This is a genomic window from Marinobacter sp. ELB17 (assembly GCF_000169375.1).
In the GTDB taxonomy this organism is placed as follows: Bacteria; Pseudomonadota; Gammaproteobacteria; order Pseudomonadales; family Oleiphilaceae; genus Marinobacter.
In genome coordinates, this window is the sequence record NZ_AAXY01000021.1 from 58325 (window position 1) to 72260 (window position 13936).

Genomic DNA, 13936 nt, shown 5'->3' on the forward strand with positions numbered 1-13936 from the left:
GCCAACCAAAGTGAACGATCGGTCAATCCTTGGGCAGCCATTGGCCTTACAGCTTGGCGGGCTTTCCCAGTTGGCTGGTGATACTTTCGGGCTGACCTGTGACATCAAGAAGCCAGCCCTCCCACCGCTGTGCACGGCCGGAATCGGGGGTCATGGACGGTATGTACATCTTGTTGTTGCGTCTTTGCTCGGCTAGGCGGCTAAGAAACCAGTCCTGATAAAATAGCTTCCCGGATACGCGTTTCTTTGCCTGCAGAAGTCCGCGCCAGGCATCGGCCAATACCTGTCGTTGAACCTGTTGTTCGTGACTCTCAAGCCAGGGAGTTAACCACGACATATAACGGATATCAGGATTGCCGATAGACCAAAGCGCACGAAGCTTGTTCCAGGGGTGTTCCGGTACCATTTTCGCGGTGCACCCCGACTCCGGTATGCCAAACCGTGCGGCGGTAATCATTAGCCCCTGGCGGTCCATAAGGGCCTCATAGCTCAGCTCAGTGAGTATCCGGCTGTCCTTAACCTTGTTGAAGATTTCATTGTCCATCGCCGTTGGCTGGTACCCGGGCTGGAACGGTTCAAGGCTATCGGGATCTTGTTGCTGTACCTCGGCATTGGCTGGAACACTACCGGTTAGTGCACCTTCAATCACAAGCTGATTGCCGGCTAACTGGTTAAACAGCGTTTTATTGCTCTGCGCCGCACCACACGTCGCTAGCTGAGGGTCTGATGAATCCGTGCTCTCTGGACTGTCGGGGCCTTGGGCCCTGGGTACATCAACACAGTGAGAAACCTCGTGCCAGAACTCAGTGGCATCACCGTACTGAGTCAACCACCGGCGTTCTGTTTCCGAAAGACCTTGGGCCAGCGCGGGTGTGGCCAGCTGTAGGAATTCATCGATCACCGGTGAAGGCTCCACCATCACAAGGCACGTTGTCGCCTCTGCGTTGTAGACCGTGTACGAGCGTTCTTGTGTTTGCGCTATCTGAGCCGTGCCTTGATTGAGAATGCTCATGGCCATCTCAGGGTCTGAAATCTGCCATTCTTGGATTTTTGAAAAATCCGCATTGGCCCTGCTATAAATCGATGGTTTTATATCATCCAGACGATAAGCCAGGGTCATCGTCTCCGCCTGGCGAGGGTTGCTACGAATAATGCCCTCATGGATGCCTATATCCGTCTCAATGGAGCGCTGCAAACTGATCACAGGGCGCTCGGTGCTGGCGGATGCCACGATACTAAGGCATGCCTCACCGGCGTTCATTTTTCCAAGGGCCGATACCTCACCCGCTTCGCGGAGAATGTGAAGACCCCGGGCAACTTCGTCTACTGTCGTTGAATGCACCCGAGCTAAAGCGTACTCATTGCTATTGCATGCCTCTACCCAGGCCAGCGTGTTCGGCGCATTCACTAATGCGTTTGTCAGGCCCCCACCGTCCTGATCGGGATTTGCTGTCGCTGTTGTGCTGAAACTGGCCGTGACGATGGCTGTGACTAGGGCGAAGGCAGCATGTCTGTTGTGACTATAAACGGGAGGCATGGCATGGGTTCCGATAGGCTGTTCAGTGTCGTACAGCATACCATGCTGCAGAAACCTCCAGAGCTGATCGGGATGATTCAGTACGTCGACGAATTCGGCGAATAACCCGAGTCTTGAATGGTTGACTCAGGCGCCATTGCCGTAGTCATAGCGCTATCCGGCTGATCATTTGCCTTTGATGACTGGTGTTTAGCTTGTAGGGGGATATCGCGCAGCTTTATTAGGTTGTCCTGAATGCTGCTTGGAAGTATGAGTGCGTGCTTCGGGCGTGTTAACGCCACATAGAGCAGGTTCACCCGCTCGCGCTCATCCATAGACAGTTCAACCCCGCACTGCAGTTTTGCGACCAGCTTAGGATCAAGCGCCAGGTCACCGGCTAGGTGCACTTGCGACCACTCCCGGCCCTTGGCTTTGTGGGCGGTTGTCAGGATGACATCTGCCTGGGCTTCCGTGGTGTCCCGTTGCCGGGCAATGGTATCGATGAGGTCGAGGGCTCTGTCCTTATACTTTTCGGTAATCCTGATTAAATGCCCTAACGTCTGGTCATTCAGCAAGTGCGCTGTTGCTTTGAACTCGTTCCAGTTGTCATAGCCGCTCAAGTCCGGATGCTTAACCTCCTTGGTTTGCCCGCGATACAGGGCATAGGACGACTTTATCATTTGGGTAATCTCGCTGGAGCTTCCAGCCAGATAAAACGATTGCTGACGCTTGCTGGCCGCTAATACGTGCTCCAGCAAGGTAATGTTATGTCGCGCAATGACGGTGACCGGCTTTCTTGGGTCTGGCTTCCCAATTCGCTGCCCTGCCCCCTGAATTTGGATCGATGAACCAAGACCGCGCAGCACTCGGTTGGCTAAGCCTGCGACCTCGGGACCGAAACGAAACGATCGAGTGAGGTTGTAGCTCGCCACATCCTCTTCTTTTGAGAGCGCTTCCAAGGCATTGATCGAACCTCGCCACCCATAGATTTGTTGCTGGGGGTCTCCGACAAAGATTTTTTGGCCACGCTGGCCGCTGATTATGGATGCCATAACTGGGTTAATATCTTGATATTCATCACATAAATACCGTGGCACTGAGAATTCAGGCTGCCGCAGTTGCAGGATTTTGACGTACGTATCGTGCAGAATCGGGAAATCCGACGCCTCATCCACCATCTTTGCCCAGATTGCCTGGGACGCATCGCAGGCTGTCTCTTGAATGTATCGTAGGCTGGCTTCATCCATTTGCGCCCGGATTTTTGCTGGAATTTTCTCAATCGGAACATGATGCCGGCTTAATTCAAGGTCGGCCGAGTATTGGAATTGATTGATGGTCTCCAGGATAAGAGCCGCGGCTTGCTTTGTGGTCAACGGAGCTAGAGCCAGGCAGTCTGTGTTCTCCACCACAGTACGCATGGGGATGGTCCGACCATCCCGGGCAGCTTCAAACTTCATCCGGTAATCATAACTTGAGCCAATCACAGCGTTAAACGCGAGGGAATGACCGGTCATGGCACGCACATGAGGTGGCAATCGGCCTTGGATGTCTTCCTTCATACGGCGGTTATACACCAGATAAATGCCGGAACGTTGGTCGCTGGCGGCTATACCAGAAAGGGTCAACGTTTTACCCGAGCCAGCTACAGCAATAATTGCCATATTTCCGCCGTGCCTTGCATGCACAATGCTGTCTTTTTGCTCGCTGGTTAGCCGGAAATTACTCATACGGTACGAATCGTCATAGTATTTAGGGCTCTTCGGGCATTTCGCCTATTCGGGTACCCTATAATGGCGCCATATCCAACTAAGGACAGGAGTTACACAATATGGCTTTATTCAGTGTAAAGGTGCGCCATGAGTTTTGCGTTGATGCAGATAGCGAGGAACAGGCATTGGAAATTCACGCTCGCGAACAGTCTATAGCTATCAGCGATGGCCGGTACGGAGTCATTGATGCGCCAGTTGCAGTGGCTGTTCATCGTGAATCTGATTTAAGTGAAGGCGCTCTGGACGAAGTTCCCCTGAACGCCTTTGACTTCACCGCGCGTGAGCGCTTTCGTCGCGATTAATCCCCCACCCTATCGTGGGGCATCGATGGTCAAATCGTCGGCGTCCCACTGATCCCCGGCTTTGTGCACAAGATCCCGCAATGTTTCTGCTTCCCGGCTGATATGAGTCAGCAGAGATGCCGGTACTTGATGACCTGACTTAGACTCTGATAAACCCCTCAATGTGGCGTCCAGTGATGCCAGTGTGCTGATCAAGTCATTTCTGCTTTGGTCATACTGTGCAATTGCAGTTTTTACCTGCAGGCCCGGTACCGCCTCCGGTCCGTTATAAATATCTTCAAACACTTTACGGACAAACGTGGAACTGCGCATTTCTGAGCTGTCGAGCATCGTTGACGTAGCTGATCCGACAATGGCGTTTGTCGCATGATCAATCCACTCTGGCGACAACTTTGGCTGGCTTTGTCCCCATGCCTTAGCAACTACGGCGCGCATCTCTTTGCTTCCAAAACCTCCAACTTCCAAATCTTTCAGCGCATCAATCAGTATTCCTGGCTCTTTAGGCAGGGCGCCTACCTTGCCGGAACACTGTGCCCAGACTCGCAAGGCAGCCTTATCAACAAACTCGACGTTCAGCCGGGGCAAACGCTCAGGTGCCATGCGCTGGGCCTTGGCCTCCCCTGCCATCTCTATGTCCCCCAGGCGCTCATTCGCTTCGAGGCCCCCGTTTACCGATCGTAGTGAATTTTCGTAATCAACTCGTTGCTTCGGTGTGAGTGCATCCGTTTGGGTTTCCAGAAGATCAAAACGCTCTTCAACCAGGCGCTTCCAGAGTGGCTGGGGTGCTTCTATCAGTTCCGACCCACTCTCACTGTCCAGATTCATTGCAATTTGATGAGTGTTTATGCCAAAAACGGCAATTCGCTCAGCAAGAGTCTTACCTTTTGGGTTCCAGATACTTTTGCCAATTTCTTCTGCGAGCTTACTGATGTCCTTGTAGTCATCGAAGGTCAGCTCTTCCCCGCCGTACGAACGACTCAAGTGCTCTTCTGTACGAGCAATAGCCGGCGCAATCTCAAATCGACGGTCAATCGCCAGGCTTGAGCTCACCTGGTCCAGCACTTCTAGGAACAAGTAGATATTTTCTAGGACTTGCTGGTGCATTTCACTAACGGACTCAGAATCTCTCATCGTGGTATTCCTTCAGCTGTTGTAACAGCTATAGAGGTAGTTATGCGATGTCCGCATTATAGGCTGTTTCAATGCTGCGAGTACGGAAATGAGCGTTTTGTGTACACTTTGGTTGACAAAGTGACTCACTAGTAATATCTTCGCCATATTCGTATAAACTACCTTATTTCGTTTTACTGCGAATTTAACTGAGGATTTGTGATGGGCGCTCAGCAACTTTCACTCATTGATGACACCTTAAATGAGCTGGATGAGGTGGGGCAGTTTCTGCCCGACAGCTTCTCTAGACGCGACAGCGACAGCGCCCGCAAGTTAATCACCAAACTGTGGCAGAACTCGGAGAAATCGCTAAAGTCTTCCGCTAAAGCTTTGTGGCTGAAGAAACACCAGCACTACACATGCGAATCACGTCTGGCGCGTAACCTGAGTCGTCGCATCATGGTGGATGAGGCAGTCGTACTTCGCTGGCGGATCGAAGATCAATGGCCAAATGTGGCTGAAGGCCGCGGAGTGGCCTTTCGACTCATGGACTTTGGCGATACAGAGTACGTTACTGACAATGAAGACTTTGTAGATCCTCTGCAGACATTTATTGAAAACGTCTTTGTCACGAATCGACAGCAATGTATCTGGGGGAGGTATTGCCGGTTACAGGGAAGTCTACTCCCGGAAGAGATACGGCCCTACGATGTTGCTTTTGTCCTGAATGAAACTTCCCTGTCGACACGTCACTTCTATGCTTTGTTCCAGCAAGAACCTTATGCCTTTGCTCGCTACCTAGACGATATCAACCTGGATATGCGCCGGCTCTCACGATTTAAGGTCAACGTCCCTATACACATTCTTATGACCAAGAATCAAAGAGTGCGCGATTTGGTGTTGGGATTTGCTCAGCAGGTTTATACCAACCGCGGTATCTCCATTCCAACCTTGGCTCAACGGCTAGACATGCCGGCCTTCGATCTTTGGCGTCTTGGTGATCTGCATGGAGAATGGGTGTTGCCAAGTCAGCAAACGCTCAATCATCTTATCGCTGAATCTGTCGTCAAACATTTCGTCTAAAACGAAGCGATAGAACAAAAACCGCTTTTAAGCCTCTGCCAGCAATGGACAGAGGCTTTTTTACATGGATTGTCGCCATTTATGGCGTTGGGCGTGAGTATTGCGTCTTGCGGGCTTTTCGCTCTTTGCTTGTATTCTCATCGGGCTCCCGCCCTCTGCTCATGATTTGGGGCGGCTTCCGCCTTCCCTTCCCCCCCCCTTAGCCTAGCTCGTCAAGATTTCGGATTGTGCGGAAAATGCGGGCGGGACTTCTTCGAATTTCGCGTTCGCTTTTGCGGGCAAGCGCTTGCGCGTGAACGATCCACGCGACGGCCAATGGCCTATTTGCATCAGCTGCTTATGCCGCTAGTCCCTATTAACATTGTTTTTTCGCTACCTAGAACTGGCAGGCTTTGCTGGCGGCATTTAAAATGGCTTGTAGAGGTGCTTGCTTACCACCCCCTATGGGGCCATTGATTCCGTATTATTCAGGTGCCCTGCGGCCTCCTGGGGCCTGAGTTTGATTCTGGTTAAGGGGGCGATTTACTTCTGTGCGGATTTTCATTGGGTTAACTGCATTAGTCAGCATCAGGTTGCCGCCGCTGATGCTTTTTATTTCGACAGTTCCGTAGTGCAGTAATTGACCAAGCCAGCTTTGATCGACAATTCGACAACCCTCTATATAAGAGCGTTTAATTTCATCAGGTGTTCGCCAGATAAGCCCTGTCTTTTGAATGACCCGGCGCGTTGTCACGGATATCTCCGTGGAGATGATCGCTAGAAGCCGGAAGTAGATCAGTGCGGCTCCCTGGAGCGCTGTTAAGCCGCCGATCGGCAGCAAGGTGATCAAGGGATTATCCATGATTGTGTTAACGGGACTGGCTTTAATCTGATCCCACTCAACGGTACCGGCATAGGACATGACCACGAGACCGACGATGCAGAATAGCAAAGGGTTAAGCAGAGTGATCCAGTGTAAGCGGGTTTGGTAAAGAATTATTTCACCGGGCTCTAGGTTTGAGGCCGCGTAGCTGTTGATTTGTAGTGCCATGGTGATCGACCGTTATCCTGGGAGTCGTTTCAGTGTAGAGCCTGCGCTCAGTGAGTGCCTGCCTTGGGGTACCCCTGTTGCACAGCATACTAGATTGCATGACCTTAAAGGCGTTGTTAGGGCTTTACAGTGGCTCTTAGACTTGAGATATCGACTGATTTGGTATTTGGATGTGCGGTATAGAATCAGCAGCGATGGTAGTCAGGAGAGGCTGGCGGATATGAGCGATGTGATCAGAACTGAGGACAATATGTGACTGTGGTGGATTATGCGAAAGTGAGGCACCCCAGTCAAGGGGTCGAAAATCGATATTTTGTGGCTGGCTCTGAATCGTGGGCGGAGTTTTTTTGCTCTCGTGCTGGTTAATATTTTCTGGTTATCAAAGGATAAAAACAAAGGATAAGGAGCCGCAAACGTTAAGTAAATCAGCCAGATGGAAGTCTAACTAACGCACAGAGTTCCATATAACTAACGCACAGAGTTCCATATGATTTTAGCGATGCGGCCTAAAAAGCCCTCATTTTCGGGACCGATTTTTCAACTGACGCACAGAATTCCATATAAAACGGCCAAATCCATCGTTTTTGAAAAGATTTTTTCCTTATTTCCGTCATTTTAGGTTACTTTTTGATCATAATGTAGGAGTAAATCATCTGACGCACAGAGTTCCATATAACTGACGCACAGAGTTCCATATCAATATCTTAACTAACGCACAGAATTCCATGTATAAACTACTGTATATAGCCTCCGAATATAATTTGTTATATTTTGTTACTCGCCTAGAGGTGTCGAGCCTTCAAGGCTCAATCTACAAACATAACCTACTGTTTTACAACACTTAAAAGTGTTATTTGAGAAAATTGCAAAAACGTTGCTTTTTTGAACCAGCAATTTTTAAATCGTTCAGAAGGATTAATTCGAGGCTCGGATGACCGGCGTGCATGACGAACTAACGCATAGAGTTCCATATGGTAGGCACTGGGCCTGGACTCACGCGGAAAGCAGTATGGGTCTGTTTTTTAACGGAAGGGCATGCTGAAAGCGCTGTGTCTGAATGAAAACGCTTGTGTAATGCTTCACGTAGCTGGCTTCAAGCATCAACTAATGCGAAGAGCTCTGTATTAGACATCGAACTCACGCACAGAATTCCATATGCTACGGTGTCCGATTCTGAACTAACGCACAGAATTCCATATGGCAGGCACTGGGCCTGGACTCACGCGGAAAGCAGTATGGGTCGGTTTTCAACGGAATGGCACGCCGAGAACGCTTGCGTAAAGCTCTGCGTAGCCGGTTTCAAGTATCAACTCAGGCGAAAAACTCTGTATTGGACATCGAACTCACGCACAGAACTTTATACCCAGTCGTCCAATGTTTCGATCCATGGCTGATATAGTTGGTCCTCCCCTCCCCTGCTCCAAATAATATGGGTTAAGCAATTGAGCCCTTAATCTGCGCAATGCGTTTTTTTCCAAGCTTTTTCATTCTATGAGCGTAGGACTTGTTTGCATTTATAATGTCCGAAATAAAACGTTTCGTTGGAAATATTTCATAGAACAGATTTGTTACGGCGCGACCTGTTTTTTCTTGACGCTTAACGCTCCATCGCTCAATGATCCCTTGTGCAACCAACTGGTTCAGTGCCCGACTAACCTGCTCATTCAAACGGTTACCTGCACCTTCGGTACGTCTTCCTGACTCGGTTAGTAGCTGATTTCTTGATGGCGAATATGGGTCATCAGAGCTTGCATATATGTAAATGCTTGCCATGCGCGTGAAAATATACCGGGCGAGAGAGCCCTTAATCATCATCAGATCGCGATAGTTAACATCACGAAACTGCAGCGACCGAATACTCTCACTTACCAGGGAGTGAAAACTGACATAGTGCTGCTGATACTCCGCCCCTGCTGCACCCTCCCAGCCTCCAATTGCCATTTGTGGAAAAAAATTCTCATCCCACGTTTTCCCAGTTTTTGTATCCATTATTGTTAAGCTCGCCCTTCGGAGAATCAGTATGCTTCTTTTAATATCTTTGTAAGTGGCAGCATGTCCGTGAGCCGCCAGTTCATTGCGCAGGGCGTAGATTGAAAACTGCACTCCTACCCCGCCATTCTTTGTTGTAATGGCTCCCCCACTCACAGCAAGCTTCCGAAGGGCAATCTCAACTAGCTCTTCCCGAGCTGATGGAAAAGCTAAGTATTCCAGTCCGTCATCGTCTCGAATATTGCCAGCCGTGATGACTGTTTTGTAAATGGTGTTTTTTATTGTAAGTTCTCGCTCTACACTACTGGTTTTCGCGTTGGCCAATAAGACCGCTGGGTTATCATAGACGTATTTGGGCGCAAGGTCGTAAACACGCAAGGAGCGCGTTATGTCTGGGCTGTCGTCGTCGGATAGGAAGAGGTCCAAGTTCATCTGATTAACCGACGTGTCCAGAGTGTCTTGTGCTTTTCCAATTACATCTAAATGTTCCATAATCTGTTATCCGGATCTACTGGTTTGTTGAGCGTTCTTGGTTCTCTATTTTGGCATGTTGGGTCTGCGTTTTTAGCCCTCGCTGATATATTTCTTTTCTAATCTCACTTTGTGGTCGCGACCACTAATTCGTGACTGGGTGTATTAGAAGTCAGATTTTGCTTTGATTTGTCTTTGTGGTCGCGACCACTAATTCGAGGCCGGTCGTTATTGGAGCCTGATTCTGCTCCGATATCGCTTTGTGGTCGCGACCACTAATCCGTTGCCAGGTGTAATTGGAGTCTGATTCTTCCCTGATTTAACTTTGTGGTCGCGACCACTAATTCGTGGCCGGTCGTTATTGGAGCCTGATTCTGCTCCGGTATCGCTTTGTGGTCGCGACCACTAATCCGTTGCCAGGTGTAATTGGAGTCTGATTCTTCCCTGATTTAACTTTGTGGTCGCGACCACTAATTCGTGGCCGGTCGTTATTGGAGCCTGATTCTGCTCCGGTATCGCTTTGTGGTCGCGACCACTAATCCGTTGCCAGGTGTAATTGGAGTCTGATTCTTCCCTGATTTAACTTTGTGGTCGCGACCACTAATTCGTGGCCGGTCGTTATTGGAGCCTGATTCTGCTCCGGTATCGCTTTGTGGTCGCGACCACTAATCCGTTGCCAGGTGTAATTGGAGTCTGATTCTTCCCTGATTTAACTTTGTGGTCGCGACCACTAATTCGTGGCCGGTCGTTATTGGAGCCGGATTCTGCTCCGGTATCGCTTTGTGGTCGCGACCACTAATTCGTGGCCGGTCGTTATTGGAGCCTGATTCTGTTCCGGTATCGCTTTGTGGTCGCGACCACTAACTTTACTCATCACCACTGACTATGATTTCTCCGCCATTTTCAAACCCTTTTTTTCAAGTATCGCAAGGATGGCACTTTCAACCTCGCCGTAAATATCTGGATCGATAGCCGCTTCATGAAGAGTAAACGACAAGCTTGATGCACCTTGCTTTGTCGTCAACACTTTGCCTTTCTGAGAATTAAACGCCTTTCTCGCCGGTGCTTCAGTTTTAGCAGTATTACGACTTCTAAAATCACTCGCACACTTCTCAATCAACTTAACGGCATTATCAGGTTTCTTTGCGATTGCGTCAGCCAATTCTACAATTCGGTCAATTAACTCCGATCTGTCAGTTCCAACCTCTTTGTTAGTCTCAGCCACAAGAGAACGCAGCGCATTAAGGCTAAATGCATAAAGATCAAAAGAATCAATGAAGTCCTGCGGCATGTCTTCTGCAACACGAATATAGTGAGAGGCAGACGTTCGGTCAATTTTGTACATCACCGCTAGATCCATGGTGGTTTTCACCAAACCTTCGGCGAGCACTAGCTTGTAGAAATTGGCCATTGACCACTGGCATGGTCTGGATCGACCTTCATTCTCACTTCTCTGTAACTGCAAGGCTTCTAGATCAGACAGTTCTTTAACAACTACTGGCATTGGTCGAGATGGGTTGACTCTCATTGCAGCTGATAACCGTTTAAACCCAGCTATCTCTTCGTATTCGTAACCTTCAGGATTAACTACAGACAGCTTTCTGACCAATATTGGACTAATAACCCACCACGCTCGAATCTCGTTTACTAGATCCTCATAATCGGAGTCACCATCAAGCTCTGCCATTTGCCGATCCTGAAATTTCCAGGGTGTGATTTTAGTCGGCAACACAAATGTAGGAATTTCATTCTCAATGAGCGCCGCTAGGGCAGGGGATGTCACAGACTCAGTGTTTCTACGCTGGCTCATCTGGGGCAGGGGGTGGGAGGGTACATTTTGCGTATCGGCCGTCGCAGAGCCGAAGTTTCGCTTTGCTCCCTCTTGAGATAGCGTTTCAATGGACGCTTGGGGTTTGCTGCGAAAGGCGCCAGCCCCACGTGGTTTACGTTGCTTTACTGTTGGTGCAACGGAGCCGCTATTTTCACTCGTCATCATCACTCTCCATATCCCATAGAGTTAAAAGGTCAGAATACACTTCGTTAACCACCGCGTTCACCACCCCTTCCGCGCGATTGTAAGCTCCACGCGATCCAACAGGTTTTTCGTTAGCCAGTATTGTTGACATACCGGTTGCCGCAGCTCCGATTTCCCTGCTGTGGTGCATCATTGAGTTCATAACCGCATTGCCGTATAAAGCGCGTAAGTCTCCTTCATTTCTTTTATGAGCGGATACTTTAACGCTACCCTTTATTGGATCGGCTGAAATTCCATCTTGAAATTGACTAATGAGAATTCGAAAGTAAGAGAAACATTTTCCGGTATTACTGATAAGTCCCGCTAGGCCGTCCGTGAAGGCTACCAGGGAGGCTCTATCGAGCATTTCAGGTCGCAAAGACGTGATGACACCATCAGCCGCTAGCAAGCCATTCATGGTATTCATTCCAAGGGTAGGCGGGCAATCAAGCAAAACAACATCGTAAAAGTTCTTTATATGGCCTAGAACCGCTGCAACGCGATACTCTGGAGCGATCTCGGTTTGCGCTTTTTCCTGGCCTTGATACTGGGCGATCAATTTAATCTCTAAATCGTTTAGTGATGAGTTTGCCGGGACCAAGTCTACATTGTGAAAGTAGGTTCCCCGGACGACACTGCACAATGGATCAAGGATACCTGACGGATTTTCAAGTAGTAGGCTATTTGGTAGGTCTTCATCTTCGAGTTCCAAATCGGGCACTAAACCACCGCCAATTTGGGTTGCTGAGTGCTGTGCGTCCAAATCCCACACAAGAACTTTTAGTCCTTTCATCGCCAAACCGTGAGCTAAATGTAGGGTATTCGTTGTGTTACCGACACCCCCTTTAAACTTTGACATCGCAAGTACGATCGCGTTACTTAGGACTGGACGCTTATAGGCCGTTCCGGCAGCCACGCGTAACCCGTTGATACGGCCAAGGCTCCAACGTCCACGCCCAGCCAAATTCTTTGGCGCTTCCGGATCGTTCTCGCGCAGCCAATTGGCAGAACGTCCGATCATTTCTGCCGCTTTCGTTGCCCCCCAAGTTCGCTCGTGTCGATGCTGTCCGTCACCCCTCTGAGTATTTTGCTGATCACGCAACGCAACAAGTTCATCGGTACCTTGGTCGTTAAGGTTGCAGAAATACTCATACGTATCCTCTCCGGGACCCATCCATTCATTCCGTGTCATCATACCGTTTCACCTGTGGTTTAATTAATATTCGATTTTCTAGCAATATTCTACTATTTACGCACTTTAGCATTATTTTAAACCTATGTGCCAATTCCTACACTTTTAAATTTCATCAGCCGCGTTGTTCAGCTTGGGTAGTGGCTTATTGCGAGCAGCTGCGTTCTCACCGAAAATAGCGGGAAACCCCTAAATTCATTTATGGGGATGTTTGGGATAGGTAATGATTATGTTTGCAGGGGGTAGGGCAGGGCGCTTGCATACAGAAGGGTCAGGTTTTGCTAAAATGATGCTGTGCCGGTGATTTTTAGCAAACATTTCCGATGGCTCAATATGAAACCGGCCCTGGTGGGGGCCGGCGACCGCATCAAATGAACAAACAGCTAGTCAGCGTCGACTGCTGCTATTGTCTGGGTTCGGTTGACTGTAAACGCGGGGCTGTATTGCTTTTTGCTCTTGTTCAATGGTCCGACGACCGGAGTCTGCTGTGGTCTTGGGATTGTCATAAGAGAAGGCCATCGCGTTATAACAAGGCATCACATACAACTCTTTACTATTCAGGAATTCTTTAACTCGACGATCGCCGCTAATTTTCGAAACTCGACGTGCCGTATTCACAAGAAATTGTTTTGCCACAGGGTTTGGCTCACTGGCCGCAATCTCACCCAGTAGGTCGTCCGTGTATCCGTCAGTTGCGCGCATCTGAGTCATAGAAAAAAACATGTTTTGGTACATGCCGCACAGATTTACCACCGTAGAAGACCTGATGTCATTCTGAGCACTCTGGGCACTCTGGGCCGCAGCTACGGTGGAAAAGCTGATTGCATAAAAGGTTACCGTAAGGGCTAGTGCCTTGATCGATGGTGCTTTATGGCCCTCGTACTCTTTTAACATCAGTAAATCTCCAGTTCGGCAGATGAGCCTGGTCACTATATTTTAAGGATATTAGACTACCACAGGTGGCAAACTTTACCCTTGATGCTCGCTATATAGTGTGTTTTATGCAGATGCATTCGCTTGCGAAGAACCTGCTGGAATGTTAATTTTTTGCGCATTCTTCCTTAACTTTAAAAAGGTTATATTAATGGCCAGAACCAGCGTCGGCGAATACTACACAAAACGAAAGCTCGTTGATCAACTGCAGCGAGAGCTTGAAGAATTAGAAAAGTCTGACGCTTTGAAATCTAAGCTGCAGGTCGAGGGCGATTTGAAGGCGATGCTTGCTAAATATTCGGTAGAGCCCCAAGACTTGGTTGATGCTTTGGTGGCTCTATATCCTGATGACGTGACATTAACAAGTTCACCGAAGATAGCTAAGCGAGCGTCTAAGGCGGCTTCTAGCCCTGCTCGTGGGAAATCGAGCGTAACTCCCCCACGCAAAGAAAAGATCTTCACAAACCCTCATACTGCAGAAACCATCGTGACAAAAGGCTCGAATCATCGAGTTCTTAACGAGTGGC

The 13936-nt window shown here is 49.1% G+C and carries 11 protein-coding genes; 3 read left to right on the forward strand and 8 right to left on the reverse strand.

What is annotated here, in order from left to right; translation table 11 throughout:
• Positions 1–46 precede the first annotated feature (46 nt).
• Positions 47–1537 (reverse strand): hypothetical protein, encoded by a 1491-nt coding sequence (locus MELB17_RS17655; protein WP_157133343.1) that lies wholly within the window; start codon positions 1535–1537, stop codon positions 47–49.
• A 77-nt stretch (positions 1538–1614) separates the two neighbouring features.
• The gene (locus tag MELB17_RS17660; protein ID WP_083796427.1) at positions 1615–3243 is read right to left on the reverse strand and encodes a UvrD-helicase domain-containing protein; all 1629 of its coding nucleotides are present in this window, start codon (positions 3241–3243) and stop codon (positions 1615–1617) included.
• A gap of 101 nt (positions 3244–3344) precedes the next feature.
• Between MELB17_RS17660 and MELB17_RS17665 the strand changes: the two genes are divergently transcribed.
• Positions 3345–3587: a hypothetical protein gene (locus MELB17_RS17665; protein WP_007351690.1), complete on the forward strand. Its 243-nt coding sequence runs from the start codon at positions 3345–3347 to the stop codon at positions 3585–3587.
• Positions 3588–3596: 9 nt separating this feature from the next.
• On the opposite strand, the gene MELB17_RS17670 is transcribed toward MELB17_RS17665, so the two are convergent.
• Complete coding sequence (locus tag MELB17_RS17670) at positions 3597–4718, reverse strand: hypothetical protein (RefSeq protein ID WP_007351691.1); 1122 nt, start codon at positions 4716–4718, stop codon at positions 3597–3599.
• 201 nt (positions 4719–4919) lie between these two features.
• Here MELB17_RS17670 and MELB17_RS17675 point away from each other — a divergent pair, with 201 nt between their 5' ends.
• Positions 4920–5780, forward strand: a complete 861-nt coding sequence (locus MELB17_RS17675) for a hypothetical protein (protein WP_007351692.1) — start codon at positions 4920–4922, stop codon at positions 5778–5780.
• A gap of 463 nt (positions 5781–6243) precedes the next feature.
• Here the strand turns inward: MELB17_RS17675 and MELB17_RS17680 are convergent, their stop codons facing one another.
• From MELB17_RS17680 to MELB17_RS17700, 5 genes are all read right to left on the reverse strand, one after another.
• Positions 6244–6810 (reverse strand): PH domain-containing protein, encoded by a 567-nt coding sequence (locus MELB17_RS17680; protein WP_007351693.1) that lies wholly within the window; start codon positions 6808–6810, stop codon positions 6244–6246.
• Positions 6811–8244: 1434 nt separating this feature from the next.
• Positions 8245–9291 carry a hypothetical protein gene (locus MELB17_RS17685; RefSeq protein ID WP_007351694.1) on the reverse strand — a complete coding sequence of 349 codons (1047 nt, stop codon included), beginning with the start codon at positions 9289–9291 and terminating at the stop codon, positions 8245–8247.
• Positions 9292–10153: 862 nt separating this feature from the next.
• Positions 10154–11266: a ParB/RepB/Spo0J family partition protein gene (locus MELB17_RS17690; protein ID WP_083796428.1), complete on the reverse strand. Its 1113-nt coding sequence runs from the start codon at positions 11264–11266 to the stop codon at positions 10154–10156.
• Positions 11253–12479, reverse strand: coding sequence for a ParA family protein (locus tag MELB17_RS17695; RefSeq protein WP_007351696.1), 1227 nt, complete (start codon positions 12477–12479; stop codon positions 11253–11255). Before MELB17_RS17695 ends, MELB17_RS17690 begins: the two co-directional genes overlap by 14 nt.
• Positions 12480–12863: 384 nt before the next feature.
• Positions 12864–13370 (reverse strand): hypothetical protein, encoded by a 507-nt coding sequence (locus tag MELB17_RS17700; RefSeq protein ID WP_007351697.1) that lies wholly within the window; start codon positions 13368–13370, stop codon positions 12864–12866.
• A 190-nt stretch (positions 13371–13560) separates the two neighbouring features.
• On the opposite strand from MELB17_RS17700, the gene MELB17_RS17705 reads away from it, so the two are divergent.
• Positions 13561–13936 (forward strand): hypothetical protein (locus tag MELB17_RS17705; protein ID WP_157133344.1); only part of this gene is annotated, 376 nt, incomplete at its 3' end.

Excerpts from the sequence above, each read along its gene's own strand:
- MELB17_RS17655 (WP_157133343.1), bottom strand. The coding sequence starts at position 1,537 with ATGCCTCCCGTTTATAGTCACAACAGACATGCTGCCTTCGCCCTAGTC.
- MELB17_RS17660 (WP_083796427.1), bottom strand. The coding sequence starts at position 3,243 with ATGAGTAATTTCCGGCTAACCAGCGAGCAAAAAGACAGCATTGTGCAT.
- MELB17_RS17665 (WP_007351690.1), top strand. The coding sequence starts at position 3,345 with ATGGCTTTATTCAGTGTAAAGGTGCGCCATGAGTTTTGCGTTGATGCA.
- MELB17_RS17670 (WP_007351691.1), bottom strand. The coding sequence starts at position 4,718 with ATGAGAGATTCTGAGTCCGTTAGTGAAATGCACCAGCAAGTCCTAGAA.
- MELB17_RS17675 (WP_007351692.1), top strand. The coding sequence starts at position 4,920 with ATGGGCGCTCAGCAACTTTCACTCATTGATGACACCTTAAATGAGCTG.
- MELB17_RS17680 (WP_007351693.1), bottom strand. The coding sequence starts at position 6,810 with ATGGCACTACAAATCAACAGCTACGCGGCCTCAAACCTAGAGCCCGGT.
- MELB17_RS17685 (WP_007351694.1), bottom strand. The coding sequence starts at position 9,291 with ATGGAACATTTAGATGTAATTGGAAAAGCACAAGACACTCTGGACACG.
- MELB17_RS17690 (WP_083796428.1), bottom strand. The coding sequence starts at position 11,266 with ATGATGACGAGTGAAAATAGCGGCTCCGTTGCACCAACAGTAAAGCAA.
- MELB17_RS17695 (WP_007351696.1), bottom strand. The coding sequence starts at position 12,479 with ATGATGACACGGAATGAATGGATGGGTCCCGGAGAGGATACGTATGAG.
- MELB17_RS17700 (WP_007351697.1), bottom strand. The coding sequence starts at position 13,370 with ATGTTAAAAGAGTACGAGGGCCATAAAGCACCATCGATCAAGGCACTA.